This window comes from uncultured Methylibium sp. (genome assembly GCF_902826655.1).
GTDB lineage: Bacteria > Pseudomonadota > Gammaproteobacteria > Burkholderiales > Burkholderiaceae_C > Methylibium.
The window spans coordinates 42,345-61,395 of sequence record NZ_CADEFR010000002.1 but is presented as its reverse complement, the minus strand read 5'-3'; the positions used below and the strand labels follow the sequence as shown (position 1 = coordinate 61,395).

At 68.2% G+C, this 19,051-nt stretch carries 18 protein-coding genes; 7 read left to right on the top strand and 11 right to left on the bottom strand.

Features of this window, described 5'->3' with window-relative positions; all coding sequences use genetic code 11:
* Nucleotides 1-4: 4 nt before the first annotated feature.
* Nucleotides 5-346, top strand: coding sequence for a PepSY domain-containing protein (locus tag QZV97_RS01340; protein ID WP_295637120.1), 342 nt, complete (start codon nucleotides 5-7; stop codon nucleotides 344-346).
* Between the two features lie 57 nt (nucleotides 347-403).
* On the opposite strand, the gene QZV97_RS01335 is transcribed toward QZV97_RS01340, so the two are convergent.
* Complete coding sequence (locus tag QZV97_RS01335; protein WP_295637116.1) at nucleotides 404-1,207, bottom strand: ChbG/HpnK family deacetylase; 804 nt, start codon at nucleotides 1,205-1,207, stop codon at nucleotides 404-406.
* A gap of 45 nt (nucleotides 1,208-1,252) precedes the next feature.
* On the opposite strand from QZV97_RS01335, the gene QZV97_RS01330 reads away from it, so the two are divergent.
* Nucleotides 1,253-1,663 (top strand): GtrA family protein, encoded by a 411-nt coding sequence (locus tag QZV97_RS01330; protein ID WP_295637113.1) that lies wholly within the window; start codon nucleotides 1,253-1,255, stop codon nucleotides 1,661-1,663.
* On the opposite strand, the gene QZV97_RS01325 is transcribed toward QZV97_RS01330, so the two are convergent.
* The 7 genes from QZV97_RS01325 to QZV97_RS01295 form a co-directional block, all read right to left on the bottom strand.
* Nucleotides 1,611-3,185 carry a glycosyltransferase family 39 protein gene (locus QZV97_RS01325; RefSeq protein WP_295637110.1) on the bottom strand — a complete coding sequence of 525 codons (1,575 nt, stop codon included), beginning with the start codon at nucleotides 3,183-3,185 and terminating at the stop codon, nucleotides 1,611-1,613. The genes QZV97_RS01330 and QZV97_RS01325 overlap by 53 nt on opposite strands.
* Nucleotides 3,182-4,258, bottom strand: coding sequence for a glycosyltransferase family 2 protein (locus QZV97_RS01320; RefSeq protein WP_295637107.1), 1,077 nt, complete (start codon nucleotides 4,256-4,258; stop codon nucleotides 3,182-3,184). The genes QZV97_RS01325 and QZV97_RS01320 overlap by 4 nt, the downstream gene beginning before the upstream one ends.
* A gap of 42 nt (nucleotides 4,259-4,300) precedes the next feature.
* Nucleotides 4,301-5,836, bottom strand: a complete 1,536-nt coding sequence (locus tag QZV97_RS01315) for a glycosyltransferase family 39 protein (RefSeq protein WP_295637104.1) — start codon at nucleotides 5,834-5,836, stop codon at nucleotides 4,301-4,303.
* A 131-nt stretch (nucleotides 5,837-5,967) separates the two neighbouring features.
* Nucleotides 5,968-7,566: a DUF5666 domain-containing protein gene (locus QZV97_RS01310; RefSeq protein WP_295637101.1), complete on the bottom strand. Its 1,599-nt coding sequence runs from the start codon at nucleotides 7,564-7,566 to the stop codon at nucleotides 5,968-5,970.
* A gap of 161 nt (nucleotides 7,567-7,727) precedes the next feature.
* Nucleotides 7,728-8,981: an MFS transporter gene (locus QZV97_RS01305; protein WP_366558870.1), complete on the bottom strand. Its 1,254-nt coding sequence runs from the start codon at nucleotides 8,979-8,981 to the stop codon at nucleotides 7,728-7,730.
* Nucleotides 8,962-11,400 carry a PAS domain S-box protein gene (locus tag QZV97_RS01300; protein WP_295637095.1) on the bottom strand — a complete coding sequence of 813 codons (2,439 nt, stop codon included), beginning with the start codon at nucleotides 11,398-11,400 and terminating at the stop codon, nucleotides 8,962-8,964. The genes QZV97_RS01305 and QZV97_RS01300 overlap by 20 nt, the downstream gene beginning before the upstream one ends.
* A 246-nt stretch (nucleotides 11,401-11,646) precedes the next feature.
* Nucleotides 11,647-12,267, bottom strand: a complete 621-nt coding sequence (locus tag QZV97_RS01295; RefSeq protein WP_295637092.1) for a DedA family protein — start codon at nucleotides 12,265-12,267, stop codon at nucleotides 11,647-11,649.
* Nucleotides 12,268-12,484: 217 nt separating this feature from the next.
* On the opposite strand from QZV97_RS01295, the gene QZV97_RS01290 reads away from it, so the two are divergent.
* The 5 genes from QZV97_RS01290 (at nucleotide 12,485) to QZV97_RS01270 (ending at nucleotide 16,201) form a co-directional block, all read left to right on the top strand.
* Nucleotides 12,485-12,763 carry a hypothetical protein gene (locus QZV97_RS01290; RefSeq protein ID WP_295637089.1) on the top strand — a complete coding sequence of 93 codons (279 nt, stop codon included), beginning with the start codon at nucleotides 12,485-12,487 and terminating at the stop codon, nucleotides 12,761-12,763.
* On the top strand, nucleotides 12,760-13,419 hold the full coding sequence (locus QZV97_RS01285) for a response regulator (RefSeq protein ID WP_295637085.1): 660 nt from the start codon (nucleotides 12,760-12,762) through the stop codon (nucleotides 13,417-13,419). The genes QZV97_RS01290 and QZV97_RS01285 overlap by 4 nt, the downstream gene beginning before the upstream one ends.
* A 24-nt stretch (nucleotides 13,420-13,443) precedes the next feature.
* A complete protein-coding gene (locus QZV97_RS01280; RefSeq protein ID WP_295637082.1) occupies nucleotides 13,444-14,775 on the top strand; it encodes an ATP-binding protein in 1,332 nt (443 codons plus the stop codon).
* A 4-nt stretch (nucleotides 14,776-14,779) separates the two neighbouring features.
* On the top strand, nucleotides 14,780-15,466 hold the full coding sequence (locus QZV97_RS01275) for a phospholipase D-like domain-containing protein (RefSeq protein WP_295637077.1): 687 nt from the start codon (nucleotides 14,780-14,782) through the stop codon (nucleotides 15,464-15,466).
* Nucleotides 15,467-15,646: 180 nt separating this feature from the next.
* Nucleotides 15,647-16,201, top strand: coding sequence for a phospholipase D-like domain-containing protein (locus QZV97_RS01270; protein ID WP_295637074.1), 555 nt, complete (start codon nucleotides 15,647-15,649; stop codon nucleotides 16,199-16,201).
* A gap of 29 nt (nucleotides 16,202-16,230) precedes the next feature.
* Here QZV97_RS01270 and QZV97_RS01265 read toward each other — a convergent pair whose 3' ends face one another.
* From QZV97_RS01265 to QZV97_RS01255, 3 genes are read right to left on the bottom strand one after another with little or no spacing between them, the layout of a single operon-like run.
* Nucleotides 16,231-16,629: a diacylglycerol kinase gene (locus QZV97_RS01265; protein ID WP_295637071.1), complete on the bottom strand. Its 399-nt coding sequence runs from the start codon at nucleotides 16,627-16,629 to the stop codon at nucleotides 16,231-16,233.
* Nucleotides 16,626-17,345, bottom strand: a complete 720-nt coding sequence (locus QZV97_RS01260; RefSeq protein WP_295637068.1) for a phosphatase PAP2 family protein — start codon at nucleotides 17,343-17,345, stop codon at nucleotides 16,626-16,628. Before QZV97_RS01260 ends, QZV97_RS01265 begins: the two co-directional genes overlap by 4 nt.
* Entirely contained in the window at nucleotides 17,333-18,964 is a 1,632-nt protein-coding gene (locus QZV97_RS01255; RefSeq protein ID WP_295637065.1) for a phosphoethanolamine--lipid A transferase, read from the bottom strand. Before QZV97_RS01255 ends, QZV97_RS01260 begins: the two co-directional genes overlap by 13 nt.
* Nucleotides 18,965-19,051 lie beyond the last annotated feature (87 nt).

Below are 19,051 nucleotides of genomic sequence, written 5' to 3'. Positions count from 1 at the left end.
CATCATGAAGAGCAAGATCACCATCCCCGCCCTGCTGGTGGCCGCGGGCATCGCCACGGCCGGTGGCTTGGCATTCGCCAAGACGTCCGGTGGCGAGAACGACGCCGTCGCCGATCTGGCGAAGGCCAAGATCACGCTGGTGCAGGCGGTGAGCGCGGCTGAAGCGCAAGCCGGGGGCAAGGCCACCAAGGCCGAACTCGAAGGCGAACGCGGCACCGTCGTGTTCGATGTCGAGGTCGTCACGGCCGACAACAAGGTCTTCGACGTCAAGGTCGATGCCGCGGACGGAAAGGTGCTGTCCAGCAAGCTCGACCAAGCCGATCGCGGCGAGAAGGACGACGACTGACGCTGAGGACGGAGAGGCGGCGGCGGGCCGGGTGCGGCGGTCGCTGGCAGCCATCACTTACCCTCCAAGCCTCTCCAGAATCTGGCTCATGGGCCACAACGAAATGCCGCGCGCCTGCAGCATGCGCAGGAACAGCTGCCCGGTCAGGACACTGTATTCGACTGCTCGCGCGGCAGCCAGAGGATCGTGCAGCTGCGAGCCCAAGGCAGGGTGGCACATCAGAAGGTCGCCGTCACGGCCTGCGCTCAGCCAGTTGGTGAGCAACTGCGCGTACTTCGCCGCCCCGCAGCGAAAGTTGTGCACGCCCAGCAAGCGGCGGTTCCGGCCGAACCCGTTCTTGTCGGCAAGCTTGCGTGCCGACGCTCCACCCAAAGCCGAGATCAACCACGGCTTGGCCCCTGGGCCGACGCGTTGCGTACACCGCAGCCACGGGAGCCGCGCGCCGTAGCGCTGCTTCAGTTCAGTGACGAGCGCCTCGCGCACGCCCGGCAGTTGGTGAACGTGCTGGTGGCCATCCACGAAAGCGGGTCCATGCCCGAGTGCGGCCTCGAAGGCATCGAGCTGCGCGCAGATCTCCAAGCGCAGCAGGCGCCTGTCCAGTTGGCGCGTATAGGCCTCAATGACGATCTGCGACAAGGGCCGCGAGGAGCGGCGCAGCAGCGGGCGTTCAGTGAGATCTAGGTGCAAACCGACATCGAGACCCTCCGCGTCGATCCTGCGCAGGACGGCCCCGCCTGCCACGAACGCCGGTGCACCGACCAAGGCCCCGACCGCATGCACCCGGCCGAGTTCTGTGAGCCGCTGCGCAGCGTCATTGACACCGGTGTGCAGGCCGAAGTCGTCGACCACGAGGCACAGCATGGCGCCCAGCCTGGGCTCCGCGTGCATCCATTGCCCATTGGATCGATGAGCCGCTCGTTCGACATTGAGAGTCGGCGCAGGCCCGTGTGGTTCGTGCTTGTCGGCTGCTTTGCCGCTGGGGTGCACTGGCTGGTCGTCGTCCTGCTGGTGGAGCGCTTTCTTGGGTCGCCACTGATGGCCAACGTCGCGGGTTGGGGCGTCGCCGTCGTCGTTTCGTTCGTGGGGCACCACTGGCTGACCTACCGAGGTCACGGCGTACCGGTTGGCGTGTCCGCCCAACGGTTTTTTGCCGTGTCGGCCGCCGGCTTTGCTGTCAACGAACTCAGCTATGCGCTGTTGCTGCATCACAGTGGGTTGCGCTACGAGTGGCTCCTCGGCTTCGTGCTCGTGGGGGTCGCCTTGTTCACTTACTGGGCCGGTCGCCACTGGGTGTTCCTTCGCAGAGTCCGCTCTTGACGTGGGGGTCGGCGCGGTCCACGCGCCACAAGGTCGTGCCACGGACCTGCGCTACGACAGCGGCTGATGTCAGGAAGTCGAATCGAGACGTGGCGGAGGCATGCCCCACGACCCACGCCGAGCCAACGCCCGCGAGTCCGGCGCACCAGACCGCCGGCTCCACCAGGCGCGCTGCCGCAAGCGACGGTGCGAACGTCCCGGCATCCGCGAGCTCTTTGCGCCAGTTGTCTTGGTGCTGCACGTCCGACCTTGACCAGTCATCGACGACCGTTACAGGCTCGCGCAGGTGCGCGTACTGCGGGAGGTCGAACCAGTAACCTCCGATCATCACCACGGGTTCGCCGGGAGCCGCTTTCTGGCGCAGCACATTGGCGATTTCGCGTGTCGAGCGTGTCGGGTGAAGTGTAAAGGTGGCCACGGCCGCCACACTGATGGCCGCCCCCACGCAGCAGGCCCAGAGCCAGGCGCGCTGCCAGGGGGTACCGACCCGCACATCTGTCGTCTGCACGCCGTCGGCGATCAGGAGCGCCAGCGGCAGCAGCGCGGGCAGCACGTAGCCGAGCAGCTTGCTCCTGGGAAGCGAAAAGAACCCGACAACGACGACGAGCCACCACATCGCGAGGTGCCGCACATCGTCGTGCTCCGGGGCCGACTGGCGCCCGCGTCCAAGCTGCGCTCCCAGCCAGCGGAGCCAGGGCAGGCTGAACACCAGCAGCACCGCCGGGTAGTACCACCACGGCTGTACGTTGTTGAAGCCACCCGTTGCATAGCGCTTGAAGTGCTGGACGACGAAGAAGTAGTCCACAAACTGCGGGAAACGCGCCTGCATGGCCAGGAACCACGGCGCGGCGATCAAGAGCAACATGAGCGCTCCGATGCCTGAACAGAGCGCACGCGCGGTGCGCCAACGGCGACCGCCCACGAGCCACCCTGCGATCACCAGCGCGGGGAGAACGGCGCCGATCAACCCCTTTGCGAGGATCGCCAGCCCGGCGAGGGCGTAGCCAAGCCATACCGCGCGCCGATGGGACAACCCAGCCTCGAACTCCAGCGCCGCATGCGCCAGCATGGCGATTGCCGCCGTGATCAAGCCGGCCACCAGCATGTCCGTGTTGGCGAATTGGCCACCCAGGTAAAACAGCGGCATCGACAGCACTGACACCAGCGCAAGCCACGCGGCTCGCTCGCCCCACCAGCGGCGGGTGAACACGAAGCCCGCCATCGCTGCAAGCCACGACCCGATCAGCGGCGCCAAGCGAGCCGACCATTCGCCGGGGCCGAACACGCCCATTGAGACGGCTGTGATCCAGTAGAACAGCGGCGGCTTGTGGAAGTACGGCAGCCCGTTCAGGGTCGGCGTCAGCCAGTCGCCGCTGCGCAACATCTCCCACGCCACGCCCACATAGCGGCCTTCGTCGGGCAGCAGCAGAGGTCGAGTCCATGCCAATGCCGTCAGCCAGGCCCCCACGGCCAGTGTCACCGCCGCGGTTGATCGCCGCTTTGCCGATGGGAGCAGCGTCATCGTTCGCCGACGCCGACGCCGATGCTGATGCCTTGACCCATTTCGCGCCTGACCACGTAGAGCGGCCTCTGCTTGACCTCTTCGAAGATGCGACCGACGTACTCGCCGACGACGCCGAGGCTGACGAGTTGGATGCCCGAAAAAAGCATCAGCGCGACCACAATCGTCGTCCAGCCGTCGATGTGGTGCCCGTTGAGGAAGTAGCTCACCGTCAGATAGGTGCCGTAGGCAAACGAGACCACTGCCAGCATGAAGCCGACCAGACTCACGGCGCGCAGCGGCCAGGTAGTGAACGAGGTCAGGCCATCGAGCGACAAGCGCAGCAGACGTGCAAAGCTGAAGTGGCTGCGGCCATTCAAGCGGGGTGCCGGCGAGTAGGGAACCGCTACGGCGCGAAAGCCTACCCAGGCGTACAGGCCCTTGAGGAATCGGTTGCGCTCGGGCAGCGCCAGCAGCGCGTTGACCACGCTGCGGTCCATCAGGCGGAAGTCCCCGGCGCCCGCCGGCACGTCGAAGCGGTCGGAGCGGTTGAGTAGGGAGTAGAAGAGGTGCGTACCCGTGCGTTTGACCAGACTTTCGTCGTGGCGGTGCAGGCGCTGTGCATAGGCCACGTCGGCGCCTTCGCGCCACTTCTCAAGCATCGCGGCGATCAACGACGGCTCGTGCTGGCCGTCGGCGTCCATGGTCACCACCACGTCGCCAGCCGCCGCCTTCACGCCCGCAGTCAGCGCCGCCTCCTTGCCGAAGTTGCGCGACAGCTGGATCACGCGGATGCCATCGACTTGGGCCCATTCGAACAGTGCGGCCGACGTGTCGTCGTTGCTGCCGTCGTCGACGACGATCACCTCCCACTGGTGCGAGAGCTTGCTGACCTCGCCGATCAACCTCGGCATCAATAGAGCCAGATTGGGCCCTTCGTTCCGGCAAGGCAGCACGCAGGACAGAGTGGGTTCGGCGCTGGAGTCGCGAGCCTTCGATTCGAAGGGCCTTTGTGCGGTGGTCGAGGCAAAGGCTAAGCCGGTGACGATCGGCGTTGGCGCGGTCGCGATGCGCGGAACGAAGGTCTGATCCATCTGGCAGTGGTGCCCTTTCTCCAGAGTGTTGGAAAACGGGCCTTAACGGCGACTTACGGGCCTGCACGTGCTCGTGGCGACGGCACCTTCGGGTGGGACCACGAGCCACCGCCAGCCGGGCAGGGCTGAACCGACGGGTGTCGCAGCCTGCGGCGCACCTGCGTCGATCAGTTGGACCCATCCGCAAGCCCGGAGCAGCGATTCGTCGATCCAAGGGCTGCGGTCCAGCCGACCGTCGATCAGCACCAGCGGAGACTCGGGCCACTCCAATGCGAGTGCGCCAGCGATGGCCGCGGGGCCACTCACGACGCGAATCGGACCGCCCAGTTGATTCCTGGCTGCGTCACCGATTGCCAGGGCGGCACGGCGCGCGTCGAAGTGTCGCCAGTGCGAATCCCGCATCGCCTGCGGGCCCAGCGGCGAGGTGAGGTGGCTCGACACGAGCAACAGTCCCTGCACGGCGACGAATGCCGTCAGCAGTGGGGCCCTGGAGGCCGGCAACCTCCATCGCCGCGGCGCCAGTTCGAGGACTGCGGGCACGGCGAAAAGCAGGAACGGCGTGCCCCAGTGCTTCTGCAAGTCCGCGCCGGCGAACAGGCCGACGATAGGCATGAACAACAGCGGCACAGCTCCCCACGAGAGCAAGAGCGCCCGCGCCGCAGATCCTTGCGTGCCTTGGCGCATCGGGAACTCGCCTGCGGCCGGGGCGCGGCGTGCGAGCCACGCGGCCAGACCAAGCAGAAGCCAGGCCGGCAGCGCTCGGTTGAGCAATTGATCGAGCAACCAGTTCAGGGTGTCGACGATGCGCGCGAGCGGCCCGAGGTTTGCACCGAGCGACGACTCGACGGCGTAGTGCAGCGGTGCGAATCCATGTGTGCGAAGCCACGCCAAATGGGGCGCGAAGAGCAAACCCGCGACCAGCGCGGCAAGGACGATTCCGCGTCGATGGGTGCGATGCTGCCATGCACGTTGGTGTGTGGCGAAGACCAAGATGCTCGCCGCCGTCACGGCGACCTGGTACTTCGCCAGCGCACCCAGGCCGACGGCCAGCCCGAGCGCGACCCACCAGCGTAGGCGCTGCGTCGCAAATGCCTGCCAGGTCAACGCTGCGCATGCCGCATTCGCCAGCAGAAGTACCACGTTGTGGTTGTAGTAGTAGAGCCGGCCGTTGTAGTAGGAAATGCACGCGGCAGCGAGCAGGGCGACCAAGGCATAGGATTCGCCGCGCAGGCGAACCAGCAGGCGCCAGAAGATCCAGAACGCGGCCAAGGTGGTGGCAGCTCCAGCGAGGTAGACGGTCCAGGCCGACCAGCCGAAGACTCGCAGCGCCGGCCACAGGAGCCACGTTGGCAGGGGCGGATGCTTGTAGTAGCCCCACTCCAGCGAGCGCGACCAAGTGAGTTGCTCCAGGTCGTCGGTCGGAGGCACGAGGCTCGCGTAGTTGAGGTGAGCGAGCCAGACGAAGGCGAACGCGAGCATGCCCAATGCAACCGCGGTCGCACGCGACGTCCGCACGGACGGCGAAACGCTCAAGCCAAGCCGCCGATCGAGTGCCGCATCATCGGCGGCCTCGACCACCAGCTTCAGTCCACCTTCTGGCAACCCGGGCCTCCCGATGCATTCGTGCGAGAGGCTTGGTTGCCGCCGCCGGGAGGTAGCTTCGCTGCCGACGGCTTAATCGTTGCTTAATGCCGCCGCGCTCGAAGACATCAGTGCAACTCGATCCTCGTTGCCGTCACGACGCCATTGGTGAGGTCCCCCTTGACTTCCACGAACCCGCCGACTGCGAGCGCGGCCGGCGTGATGCCGATGAAGGCGGTGTTGGCGTTGTAACGCACGATCAGCGCCGCCGCCGCGGATTCGCGGTTGTCGAGGTCGAACACCGAGATGTCGAACTCGCCGCTGCGCAGCCCGGTAATGCTGCCCTCGGCGTCGATCGAGCCCGAGGTCACCGGCAGATCCTGGTGGCCGGATTGGTCGCCGCCGTCCGTGGCGGGGTACGCAGCGGCGCATGCTCCGCCGACGCTGACTTCCACCGGTTGCAGGGCGCCCACGGCACTGACAGAGCCCTTGATCTCGATGGGCAGCCCGGCCGCGAGGCAGCTGACGGCCCCGCTGTCGAAGCGCCCGCCGGCGAGGTCGATGCTCACGTTGCTTCCGGCGGCGATGCCGGTGAGGTGCTCCTGATGGATGACCCTCACCACAACGGCGGTGCCGGCGACCGAGACGATGTGCCCCTGCAGTTCGGCATAGACCTGTGCGTCTCCTCGATTGCCCTCCTTGGAGGCACCTTCAATTTCCACCACGTTCGCTGTCCATGCGGTGGCGCCCTGAGTCAGGTATGCCTCGATGCGCACGCCGACCGCGAGCGCTGCGACCTTGCCGCGAGTGAAAGTCGCGCCCGCGGTGTCGAAGCTCAGCATCCCGAGCGCGGCGCTGTCCTCGCTGTGGTCGATCGACGCGGTGACGACGGTGCCGTTGACGGCTTTGATTCTTCCTTCGACCTTGATGGTGTTCGGGGCGGCGGCGCTTCGATCCTCGATGACCTGCGCCGTGAACTGGAGGCCGTCCGCTCCCTGCCCGGCCACGGCAACCTTGACTTCCACGCTGTCTCCGAACGCTGGTCTCCAGCTGTTCGAACGACTGGATACGAAGGTGGTGTTGGCGTCGATCGCGACGGTGCGCCGTCCCATCGACTTCGTGTCGATGACGAGGCTGGTCGCGCCGGCCTGCGCCACCGTGCCTTTGACCTCGGCGTCGCGGCGGTTCCAGCCACCGTAGTCGCTGGCGTTGGCCAGACGGGTGGCCGGTACCAGCGTGTTGCCCTGGAGCGTGAAGCGGGGGAGGTCGAAGTCGAGCGCCAGCGCTCCGGAGGAGGCATTCCAGCTGTCGAGCTGGAACTCCAGCCGGCCATTCGGCGCGACGAGGCTCACGTCCATCAGCGTGCCGTCAGTCTTCTGAAGGCGGGCTTGCGGGTCGACGTAGACGCGCAAAGCCGTCGCAGTGGTGGGAATGACAGTGGTAGCGACCAGCGTGCCAGCACGGCGCAGAGTGGGCACGTTGATCAGTCTGGCGGGCGCGTACGCCACGAGTTCCGTCTCCGCACCCGGGCTGACGACGGTCACGCGGGTGATGCTGAGCCACACCGCATCGTAGGCCGCGGAGAAGTCGTCGGTGAAGTAGACGGCCGTGGTCGGTTTGGAAGCGGCGGCGGGCGTGGCGCTGCTGCCGCCGCCGCAGGCGGCAACCAGGGACGAGACGGCGAGGATGGCGATCGCGACGCGGCCGATCGAATGAATGCTTCGCATGATGTTCTCCTTCGGATGAGTCGGGTGCGCGCGGCGGCAGGCGCTGCGACGCGCTCCGGCAGGTTCGTGGTCGCCGGCTTAGGTCGGCCTTAACGTGCGCAAGGAGCCGGTAACGATCCGTATGTGCGCCGTCAGGTCGTCGACACCGAAGGCGGACCCGTTCAGGGCTGTGGCGCCGGCGCGTGCGTTGTACGCGTTATCGCCAGCGCACTCATCGCCAGCAGCGACCATATGGCGCCGGACGCGAAAGCCACCGCACTGCCGTACCGGGTCCACAGCCATCCCGCCAGTGCTGCCCCCACCAGCTGGAAGAGCCCGGTGACGAAGTGGAACAAGCCGAAGGCCGTGGCCCGCAGTTCCGGAGGCGCCTGCTCTGCGACGGCGGCCGCCAAGCCGCCCTGCGACAAGCCCATGTGCAGCCCGTACAGCACCACGCCGAGCCAGAGCCCTGCGCTGCCGGGCAACCACGCGAGTGCGGCTTGGGCGGCGGCCAGCACCAGCAGCGAAGCGGCCAACAAGGTGCGCCGGCCGAGCCGTGGCGCATAGGCGCCGGCCGGGTACGACACCAGGGAGTAGGTGACGCTCATGACGATCAGCACGAGCGGGATCCAGACCAGCGCCAACCCGTCCTGTTGAGCCCGCAAAACCAGGAAGGCCTCCGACAGACGCGCCAGCGCGAACAGGGCGGCCAGCACAAGCAGGTGGCGGAACGAGGCCGGCAGCTCGCGCACCCCCGCCCACAGGCTCGTCCAGTCTGGCCGCGACGGTCGAGCGGATGCGGGTTCGATCACCGTCGCTGCGGGCTCGTCGACACCGAAGGCCAGCAAGGCGACAGCGATCATTGCCGGCACCACCGCCACCCACAACACGGCGCGCATGTCGCCAGCCCACAGCCACAGGAACACCATGGCCAGCAGCGGGCCGAGGAAAGCGCCGACGGTGTCCAGGCCCTGGCGCAAGCCATAGGCGGCGTCGCGAAGGGCGACGGGCGTCACGTCAGCGACGATGGCGTCGCGCGGCGCGCCGCGGATGCCCTTGCCGATGCGGTCGACGAAACGCGCCGTGACCACGCCGATGGCGGACTCGGCCAGCGGGAACACCGGCTTGGTCAGCGCTGCGAGTCCGTAGCCGAGCAGGGCGAGCGGCTTGCGCCGAGCGACGCGGTCGGAGACGAAACCCGACACCACCTTGAGCATCGAGGCCGTGGCTTCGGCGATGCCCTCGATGAGCCCCACGGCCAGCACCGACAGGCCGAGCACCCCGGTAAGGTAGACCGGCAGGATGGCATGCACGAGTTCGGACGACATGTCCATGAAGAGGCTGACCCCGCCAAGGACCCACACTGCGCGCGGAATGCGCCGCCAGGCGGGCCTCAGGTCGAGCCCGAGCCGACTGTCAGCCACCGGCCGCACCATCGAGCACGCGCAGCAGTTGCGCAACGTCCACGGGTTTCGTCAGATAGGCCTCGAAGCCCAGCCGCAAGGCGGCATCGATCTGGGCCGGCAGCGCGTCCGCGGACAGGGCCACCAACCTGATGCCTCGCGTTCGCGGGTCCGCGAGCAGCGCCGTGGCCAGTTCCAGGCCGGTGGTGTCGCCGAGATGCATGTCGACCAGCATCAGATCGGGCACATCAGCACGCGCCAGGGCGAGGGCCTGCGAGCCGGAGCTGGCCACGCGGAGCGCGAAGGCCGGTCGGGCCTGCAGGGCGCCACGAACGATCTCGACGTTGACCTGGTTGTCTTCGGCATAGAGCACGCGCAAGTGGCCCAGCGACGCCGGCAAGGTCGTCGGGTGCGTATCGTCGATGCCTGCGGCGGTCGGCTCTGCCCCGTCGAGCGTCAGGGTCACGGTGGTGCCGATGTCGCTGCGGCTTTGCACGCCGAGGTCTCCGCCCATCAACTGCGCCAGATGGCGTGCGAGCACGAGGCCGATGCCGGTGCCCTCGACGCCGGAGCGCTCCGCGCCAAGGCGGTTGAAGGGCTCGAACAGATGAGCTTGCTGGGCGTCGCTCATGCCGACGCCGTTGTCGACGACGCGGATCTCGCAATGGGATTCCTGCGGCTTCCACTCGACGCTGGCCTTGCCGCCAGGGCGGTTGTACTTGATGGCATTGGACAGCAGGTTCAGAAGAACCTGGCGCAGCCGGACGCGGTCAGCCCGAACCAGCGCGCGCGGCGAACCGTCCGCGCCGTGGCCCTGCAGAACAACATCAACGCCCTTGGCGTCCGCCTGCGCGCGCAACATGGTGCTGCACTCTGCGGCGACTTCGGCAACGTCCACCACCTCGGGTGAGACCTGCAGCTGGCCGGCTTCGATGCGGGAGAGGTCGAGCACGTCGCCGATCAACGCGAGCAGATGAGCGCCGGCCTGCTCGATCATCTGGACGCGATGCGCAGCCTCGGCAGGCAGAGGATGCTGGCGGTCCAGCCGGAGCAGCTGGGCAAACCCCAGCACGGCGTTCAGCGGCGTGCGCAACTCGTGGCTCATGCGCGAGAGGAACTGTGTCTTGGCGGCATTCGCCCTCAGCGCCACGTCGGCGGCCCTGACCGCGGCCTCGGCCTGCTTGCGCGCGCTGATGTCCTTGGTGACCGCGACAAGATAGTCCGGACGATCGTCGGCGTCGCGCACCAGCGTCACGGCCTGCAGCACCCAGATCACGGATCCGTCGCCGCGCAGCATGCGTTTTTCGATCGAGTAGCGGGGTTCCTCGCCGCGCAGCAGTCGCCGGATGCGGGCGGTTTCGGGAGGGAGGTCTTCGGGGCGGGTGACCTGCTGCCAGTGCAGGGCCAGCAGCTCGTCCCGGGTCCGGCCGAGAGTCTCCGCCAGCGCTCCGTTGACCTCGGCGAAGCGGCCGTCGAGCGCGATGCGGGCCATGCCGACCGGTGCGAGCTCGAAGGTGTCGCGCAACTGCCGTGCCGTCCGGTCGCGTTCGGACCGGGCGCTGATGCGCTCGCCGATGTCGATGAAGGTGACGACGTGGCCCGACGATCGGTCGTCGTGCTCGAGGGCGTGGCAGCTGCAGTCGACGGCGAGAACGGTGCCGTCCGCGCGGCGCATCGAAAGCTCCCGGCTGCCGAGTTGCTCGGCGGTCCGAAGCCACACGAGCTCGCGGTCCGGCGACCCGGCGGCGAAGAAGCTGGTCACCCCGCGGCCCACCAGCGCAGCGGGGCTGCGATGGCAGAGCATGCGCGCTGCCGAACGGTTGGCGAAGCTGCAGCGACCTTGGTCATCGAACCCGAGCACACCTTCGGCCATCGCATCCAGCAGGCGTCGCGTCGCGGCGGCCTGTTCGCGCAGCCGGGTCTCGGCCTCGACGCGCGTGGACTCGTCGCGAACGAAGGCGGCGAAGCAGCCGAGGTCGGCGAGCCAGGCCGTGGTCATCTGCACCGGCAGGCTGCTGCCGTCGACACGCGATTGCAAGGAGAAGCTGCGGTTCACCCCCAGGCGACGTGCCTCCTCCAACTGCTCGTCGATCGTGGTCGCGGCGTCGCGATGCGAGAGCTCGGACAGGCTCCTTCCGGACAACCTTTCCCCGGCACGGCCGAGCATCGCACGGTAGCCCTCGTTGGTACGAACCACCCGCTTGTGCATGTCCATCACCACGAACCCGTCGCTGGCGATATCCATCGCCCGCTCGGCAAGGTGAGCCCGCCGCTGCCAGCCCCTGAGCACCGGTACCAGCACGGCAGCGCACAGCAGGCTCAGCGCGGCATCGTCGACCAGGATCTCGGTCCACTCACCGAGGCCGTGATGCCACCATCGCTCGGTGACCGTCAGCACGATCAGATCGGCGGCGAAGATCACCAGGACGACCGACAGGACGAGCCCGAGCAACGACCATGGAGTCGCCGGCGCCCACGGTGGCACCCGGCGGGGTGGGATGCTGGCGGGGGAACGTTGCATGGGGTCGCGGCAATCTCGTCGAGCGGCAGCCCGGAGGATGCTCGTGCGGGCGCATCGCGGGCCAGTGCCGGATGGCACCCATTCCGATGACCCTCGTCATCGGGCGTGGCTCGCAGGGCCACGGCCGCTTCCCATGGATGACGACCGGATTCTGTAGAGCCGTTGCTTAATCGAGACTTAATGGTTCATCGACTCGTGTGGCAGGTCGGCGCCACCCTCGGGTCCCGGCGCCCGTGTCGCGCGCAAGCGTCCACGCCGCCATCGAGCGATGCCGTAGGCCATGCTGCCGAGCAGCAGGATCGCCAGCACGGCCAGCGCTTCGTAGTGCGCCACCACGCCGATGACCCGCGCGATGGCGTTGCCGAATGCATAGCCCAGCCCCGCGAACGCGGTCGCCCAGACAACTGCCCCGAGCGCGTTGAACAGCAGGAAGTCGGGCCAGGGGATCCGCGCGAGGCCGAGAGCGATCGGGCCGGCCGTGCGCAGCCCGTACATGAAGCGCACACCGAACACCACCCGACGGCGACGGCGATGGATCAGCGGCGAGATGCGTTGCACGCCATCGCGCAGGCGCGGCGCTTTGCTCAGCACCCAGTCGCCGCGCCATCGGCCGAGGGCGAACAGGGTCTGGTCCCACGCAAAGTTGATCACCGCGGCCAGCAGGGTCACCGCCCACCATGGCGCGTAACCCTGGTGGGAGGCGAAGCCGGCCAGTACCACCGTGGTCTCGCCTTCGACCAGGCTGCCCAGCACGATGGCGGAGTAGATGTGGGTGTGGAGCAGGGCCGAGATGTCCATGGTGGGCAGCGCACAAATCATGGCATGGGCCGGCCTCGCCGCGAAGTGCCTCGGGTCTTCTGGCCGGCGGTGACCTTCGTCATCCACGCATCGCGACGTCAGGGGCTCGTCCGCGCGGGCGTCCCATTAAGCCCCGCCTAAGTGCCTCTCCATAGATTGCCTCGAAGGACGAGGCGGCAGGGTGCCGCCCCGCCGAGACGACCGGAAAGGGTACGCCATGAGCACCATCTACCTGCACCTGCCCCGCGTGCACACGCAGCGGGTGATCGACATCACGCCCCTGCCATGGTGGCGCCGTACGGCTCGGGCCGCCCTGGCGTTGCTGATCTTCGTCGTGGCCGTGCCGCTGCTGTGGCTGCTGGGCGGGCTCTTCGCGCTGGCACTGCTGGGCGGCACTGCCGCTATGCTGGTGGTTGGAATGGTGCACGCAGGACGGATGGGCCGTGCGGCACGCCGTTCCGCTGGCGCCTCGGAGCCACCCCACCCTGCATCATGAGACTGCTTCTCGTCGAAGACGACACGATGATCGGCGAAGCCGTCCTGGACCTGCTGCGCGCCGAACACTACGCGGTGGACTGGGTCAAGGACGGCGAGATGGCCGACACGGCGCTGCGCACCCAGACCTATGACCTCGTGCTGCTCGACCTTGGACTGCCGCGCCGCGACGGCCTGGCCGTGCTGAGGGATCTGCGCACACGCAAGGAGCGCATCCCGGTGTTGATCGCCACCGCGCGCGACTCCATCCAGCAGCGCATCGAAGGTCTGGATGCCGGCGCCGACGACTATGTGCTCAAGCCTTACGACCTCGACGAACTGCTCGCCCGCATCCGAGCGCTGATGCGGCGCGCCGCAGGGCGTGCGGAACCGGTCTACGAGCACAAGGGCGTGAGCATCAACCCCGCCACGCGCGAAGTGGCGGTGCGTGGCGAGCCCGTGGTGCTGTCGGCACGCGAGTGGGCGGTGCTCGAGCCGCTGCTGGCACGGCCGGGACTGGTGCTGTCGCGTACCCAGCTTGAGGAGAAGCTCTATGGCTGGAAGGACGAAATCAGCAGCAACGCGGTCGAGGTCTACATCCACGGCCTGCGTCGCAAGCTGGGCACGGAAATGATCCAGAACGTGCGCGGCGTGGGCTACATGGTCCCCAAGGTCTGAGCGGCAGCACGCGCGGATGTCCGGATGAGCCTTCAACCGCCGCACTCCCTGCGCGCTCGCCTGCTGTGGCTGCTGCTGGCGGTGATCGTGGTCACCGCGCTGGTACAGGCCATCGTCGCCTACCGGACGGCGCGGGCCGAGGCCGACGAGATCTTCGACTACCACATGCAGCAGACGGCGTTGTCGCTGCGCTCGGGTCTGCCGCGGCAGGCGGCAGCGGGGCACGACGACGATGAGGCCCACGACGAAAGCTATGACTTCGTGGTTCAGGTCTGGACGCAGGACGGCCTGCGGGTGTTCCAGTCGGCGCGTGCGGCCATCCCCCGGCGGGAGACGATGGGCTTCTCCGACGTGCCGGCCCGCGGCACGACTTATCGCGTATTCACCATGCGGTCCGGCGCACAGGTGATCCAGGTCGCGCAGGACATGGCGGCACGCCGCGAAATGGCGGGAACGCTGGCGTTGCGCACAGCCGCGCCGATCGCGGTCATGGCGCCTTTGTCGATGCTGCTCGTGTGGTGGGTGATCAGCAGTTCGCTGGCGCCCGTGCAGCGCGTTCGTCGCCAGGTTTCGGAGCGGCAGGCCGACGACCTCAACGAGGTCAGCGAGGCGGGCTTGCCGGATGAAGTGCGGCCGCTGGTGCACGAACTGAACCTGCTGTTCGCCCGCGTCCGCCAGGCCTTCGATGCGCAGAAGAGCTTCGTCGCCGATGCGGCTCACGAGCTTCGATCGCCGTTGGCAGCGCTGAAGCTGCAGGTGCAAGGCCTGCAGCGGGCATCCGACGACGGCACGCGCGAGCTGGCGGTGGCCCGGCTGCACGCGGGCATTGACCGCGCCACGCGGCTGGTCGAGCAACTGCTGGTGCTGGCGCGACACGAGGCCAGCGCGGCCGGTGGGCAACGGCCGCATCCGGTGGCGCTGTCCGAGCTGGTCAAGCAGGCCGTGGCTGACATCGCTGGAGCCGCGCAGTCGCGGCGTATCGACATCGGCGTGTCGCGTGCTGACGAGGGCGCGTTCCCGGGTCACCCGGACGCGGCGCGCATCCTGGTGCGCAACCTGCTGGACAACGCGGTCAAGTACACCCCCGAGGGCGGTACGGTCGATGTCGAGGTGCAGCGAAGCGGTGATGCCTGGCTGCTCGAGGTGCAGGACAGTGGCCCCGGCATCGACGAGGTGGACCGCGAGCGCGTGCTCGATCGCTTCTACCGCGTGGCCGGATCGCAGGCCACCGGCAGCGGGCTGGGATTGGCCATCGTCAAGAGCATCGCCGACCTTCATGGCGCCGTGCTGACGCTCGACCGCTCGGCGCGTCTCGGCGGCTTGTGCGTCTCGGTGCGGTTCCCGGTCGGGTCCTGATACGGTGGCGTGGAGCGGCGCTTCCCTGCCGTGGCTGGCCTGGTGGCCCTCGATCTCGGGGCTCGAGCATGCAGCGTTCGTTGCGGGTGGCCTTCTGCTCTATGTGCTCGTGACTCGCGCCGGGCATCAGCGGCGGCATCCTGCGGCCGCCATCGGGTGGGTCGTCGGAATCGCGGCCTTCCCGTATGCCGGCGTCCCCTTGTTCCTGATCTTCGGCACGCGCAAGTTCGTGCGACCGGCGGCATCGATCGGGCCGCCGGTGCGGCCCGACCCCGTTGCCGGGGTGCCCGAGTGGGCGGGCTCGCTGTTGGCGGCACTGGGCGTGGCGGAGGCTTCGGTCAACGAGCGCGTCCGATTTCTGCCGCAGGGACGCGATTCCTTGGACGCGCTGCTGGCGCTGTGCAGTACGGCCCGCGCTCGACTGGACGTCTGCACCTTCATCCTCGGCGGTGACGAGGTCGGACGCGCCGTCGTGCAGGCATTGACGGCGGCAGCGGGACGCGGCGTGGCCTGCCGCTTGATCGTCGATGCCGTGGGCAGCCTGCGCACGCCACGGGCGCAGCTGGCCGCATTGCGGGCTGCGGGCGTGGAGGTGCGGGTGTTCATGCCCCTGCTGCACAACCCGCTGCGCGGCCGGACGAATCTGCGCAACCATCGCAAGCTCGCCGTGGCTGACGGACGGCAGCTCTAGGCCGGTGGCCAGAACCTGGCCGATGAGTATTTCCTGGACTCTCCGGACGCGCAGGCATGGATTGATCTGGGCTTCGTGGTCGAAGGGCCGGTGGCGGCGGTGGCGCAGACGCAGTTCGACCGCGACTGGCAGCGCTCAGGTGGTCGCGCGGTCGAGGCGCCTCGGTGCCCGGACGGACTGATGAGCGTGGCCGCCGGCGGCCCGCTCGTGCAGTGGATTCCCACCGGCCCGGACGGGCCCGACGACACCGTGCACGCGCTCCTGCTGGCTGCGGCGTATCGGGCTCAGGAGCGCATCATTGCCACCACGCCGTACTTCGTCCCCGACGAAGCCCTGCTCGATGCGTTGAGCATCGCCTGCCGGCGCGGAGTGAGGCTGACCCTGCTGCTTCCACGGCGTTCGAACCATCGATTGGCCGACATCGCGCGCGAGCGAGCGCTGAGGTGCCTGGTGCGCGCTGGCGCCGAGGTGCGCCTGCTGCCGCGCATGCTGCATGCAAAGGTCGTGATCGTGGACCGCACGCTGGCCCTCTGCGGTTCTGTCAACCTTGATGGGCGCGGCCTGTTCCTGAACTACGAAGCCATGGCGTCGTTTTACAGCCCCGCTGAAGTCGACTGGCTCGTGGCGTGGGCGACGCGGCTGGCGCCGACGGGTGACGTGCACCCAGGCACACCCCCGTCGGTGGCGCGTGATCTTCTCGAGGGGACCGTCAGAGCGCTTGCCTTCCAGCTCTGAAGGGGTGACGGCTTCGCGTGGACCAGCGCCTACACCAGCGCCACGATCCACACCAGTGCCGCGCCGGCGATGCTGAGCATCACCGCCGCGCTGCCGATGTCCTTGGCGCGCTTGATCAAGGGGTGCGTCTCGAGGGACACGGCGTCGGCGAGCGCCTCGACGGCCGAGTTGAGCAACTCGACGACAAGAACGGCCACGATCGACAGCGTCATCGCGAGGGCCTCCCAGCGGCCCGGCGCGATCCACCACGCAAGCGCCATGAGTGGCACACCAACGGCCAGTTCCTGGCGGAACGCCGCCTCGTGCCGAAACGCGGCGATCATGCCGTCGCGCGAGTAGCGCGCGGCTTGCCAGATGCGTGCGAACCCGGGGCGACTCTTGAACGCGGTCGTCGGAGTCGGGTCGGGGGTTCCGGTCGGGTTGCTCACGGCGGAGGCGTTGCGCGCGGACGAAAAATGTGGAACGCGAGGGCGGAGACAACCCAGCAGATCCAGGCCGTCCACAGGGGGTGGCTCGGGTAGTGCGCGCCGCGCGCGACTTGGACCGCACCCAGCACAACGCCGGCCGCCAGCGTGACCGCCAGCCAGCGCCTTGCGGCCGACGGAGCGGTCTCGCGCAGCACGAACCAAGCGGCCAGGAACGCGAACGCAGTGGACACATGGCCCGACGGGAAGCACCCGCCGGGTCCGCCGTCGGTCACCCCGCGGACCCAGTGCGGCACGTACTGAACGACGCCGCCCCCGAACTCGGCCAGGGACCACGGGCAACTCGTCGCGCTGAGACGCTTGATCAGCGGGATCAGGGCCGCGCAGGCCACGGTGGTGCCCAGCATCCACAGTCTTTGAGCCTTCGACAGCGAGTGCAGCGGCCCCCAGGGACGCCACATGCCGATCACGAGGGCGGCGAGCAGCGTCCAGGCGAGGTAGCGAATGCCGCCATGCAGCACTCCCGCGGTCAGCCAGTGATCGCGCCAGGGGAAGCCGCTGGGACGGCCGAGCCAGCGCACGACCGTGATGTCCATGCCCGTGGCGTCCCACGCCACCAGGGCGGCCAGGCCAGCCGCCGCGACGGCAGCGTCGATGATCGCCAGGCGTCGCCCGGGGGCGGCCTGGGAGTCGGCGGCGATGGCAGTCAACGACGGCATGTCCTGGTGATGTCGAGCGAAGGCTCGTACTCGCGCGCCTGCACCTGCAGCAAGCCGAGGGTGGTGTGGAACAGGTTGTCGTGCGCTTGCGCCCGCGACGCCTCCCGCTTCAGACAGTCCGTGTCCAGACCGAAACTGGCCGTGTAGCCCCGGGAAAGCCACCAGATCATCGGCACTTTCGTCTGCTCGTCGGGAGCGATGGCGTAGGGCACGCCGTGCAGGTAGAGCCCCTTCTCGCCGAGCGACTCACCGTGGTCGGAGACGTAGACGAGTGCGGTGTCGTAGCGGCTGGACTGCGACTGCAGGAAGTCGATCGTCTTGGCGAGCACATGGTCGGTGTAGAGCAGGGCGTTGTCGTAGGCGTTGACGATCTGTTCGCGCGAGCACTGGCGCAGTTCGCCGGTGTCGCAGGTGGGGGTGTAGCGGCGGAACGCCTCGGGATAGCGCTTGTAGTACGAAGGACCGTGGTTGCCGAGCATGTGCAGGACGACCACCAGATTGCCCTTGGCGTCTCGGGCGATGGTGTCCAGCCCCTGCAACAGCACCTCGTCGAGGCAGCGGCCACCGTCGCACCACTCTGGCAACTCGGCGTTGTCCAGTTGCTGTGCCGCGAGCCCGTCGCAGACCCCCTTGCAGCCCGACTGGTTGTCGCGCCACAGCACCTGGAAACCTGCGCGGTTGAGAAGGTGCAGCAACGATTCCCCGGTGCGGATACGGCGTTCGTCGTAGTCGCGCCGGCCGACCGGCGCGAACATGCAGGGCAGCGAGGTTTCGGTGTTGGTGCCGCAGGCAGTGACGTCGCGGAAGTTGATCACGTCGCGCGTCGCCAGCTGTGGCGTGGTCTGACGCGCGTAGCCGTTCAGGCCCCAGTTGGCCGCGCGCGCAGTTTCGCCGACCGCCAGTACGAGCAGTGCCGGCTTGCTGCGCGTGGCCCACGACGCATCGAGACGGGCATCGACGCCGACCGGCGTTCTGGCGACCTGCGCCTCGCGCGTGCTGTCGACCGCCACGCGTGCCGCGGAGTAGATGAAGTTGGCCGGCGTGATGAGGTAGCGGACCTCCTTCTGATTGCGCATCTGCGCCGAGAAGTCCTGGAACACCAGCAGCAGCGCCCCCACGAGCAATGCGGCCGACCCAGCGGCCGTCGCGAGCCGCCAGGCCAACGCGCGGCCCCACGGTTGGCGTTGGAGCCGCACGCGCCACAGCACCAGAAGCGGCAAACCGGCGAACAGCAACAAGTGAGGGAGCATGCCCCAGCCGAACAGCTCGCCGGCTTCGGCGGGATGCGTCTTCAGCACGTTGCGCAGCATCGTCGGGTCGAGAAAGATCCCGAAGCGCTGCATGTAGTACGTGGCGAACGCCGTGGCGACGAGCAGCAACGCGAGCAGCGGCTTGGCAAGTGGCCGCACCGTCACCAGTGACAGCAGCAAGATGTGCACGGCGGCCAGCGCGACCAGCATCGCCAGCGCGAACAACCAGCTCGCGGGCGCCCACGGGTCGCGGCCCGCCAGCACTGCCGACAGGAACGGCGCGTTCGCCGCAAGCGCGAAGAAGAAGCCGGCGAGCACGGCCAGCCGCGTGCTTGTCACTTCAGGCCGGCCTGAGAGCCAGCGCTTCACCAAGCGTGCGATCGGCATCGCTGGGCGGGCCAAGCCGTGGCCTTGCGGGAGATGGGGGATGTTTCGGGAGTGCACGTGGGAGCGCTG

Excerpts from the sequence above, each read along its gene's own strand:
- QZV97_RS01310 (WP_295637101.1), bottom strand. The coding sequence starts at position 7,566 with ATGCGAAGCATTCATTCGATCGGCCGCGTCGCGATCGCCATCCTCGCC.
- QZV97_RS01260 (WP_295637068.1), bottom strand. The coding sequence starts at position 17,345 with ATGCCGTCGTTGACTGCCATCGCCGCCGACTCCCAGGCCGCCCCCGGG.
- QZV97_RS01325 (WP_295637110.1), bottom strand. The coding sequence starts at position 3,185 with ATGACGCTGCTCCCATCGGCAAAGCGGCGATCAACCGCGGCGGTGACA.
- QZV97_RS01280 (WP_295637082.1), top strand. The coding sequence starts at position 13,444 with ATGAGCCTTCAACCGCCGCACTCCCTGCGCGCTCGCCTGCTGTGGCTG.
- QZV97_RS01335 (WP_295637116.1), bottom strand. The coding sequence starts at position 1,207 with ATGCTGTGCCTCGTGGTCGACGACTTCGGCCTGCACACCGGTGTCAAT.
- QZV97_RS01285 (WP_295637085.1), top strand. The coding sequence starts at position 12,760 with ATGAGACTGCTTCTCGTCGAAGACGACACGATGATCGGCGAAGCCGTC.
- QZV97_RS01305 (WP_366558870.1), bottom strand. The coding sequence starts at position 8,981 with ATGGTGCGGCCGGTGGCTGACAGTCGGCTCGGGCTCGACCTGAGGCCC.
- QZV97_RS01290 (WP_295637089.1), top strand. The coding sequence starts at position 12,485 with ATGAGCACCATCTACCTGCACCTGCCCCGCGTGCACACGCAGCGGGTG.
- QZV97_RS01270 (WP_295637074.1), top strand. The coding sequence starts at position 15,647 with ATGAGCGTGGCCGCCGGCGGCCCGCTCGTGCAGTGGATTCCCACCGGC.
- QZV97_RS01340 (WP_295637120.1), top strand. The coding sequence starts at position 5 with ATGAAGAGCAAGATCACCATCCCCGCCCTGCTGGTGGCCGCGGGCATC.
- QZV97_RS01295 (WP_295637092.1), bottom strand. The coding sequence starts at position 12,267 with ATGGACATCTCGGCCCTGCTCCACACCCACATCTACTCCGCCATCGTG.
- QZV97_RS01320 (WP_295637107.1), bottom strand. The coding sequence starts at position 4,258 with ATGGATCAGACCTTCGTTCCGCGCATCGCGACCGCGCCAACGCCGATC.
- QZV97_RS01330 (WP_295637113.1), top strand. The coding sequence starts at position 1,253 with ATGAGCCGCTCGTTCGACATTGAGAGTCGGCGCAGGCCCGTGTGGTTC.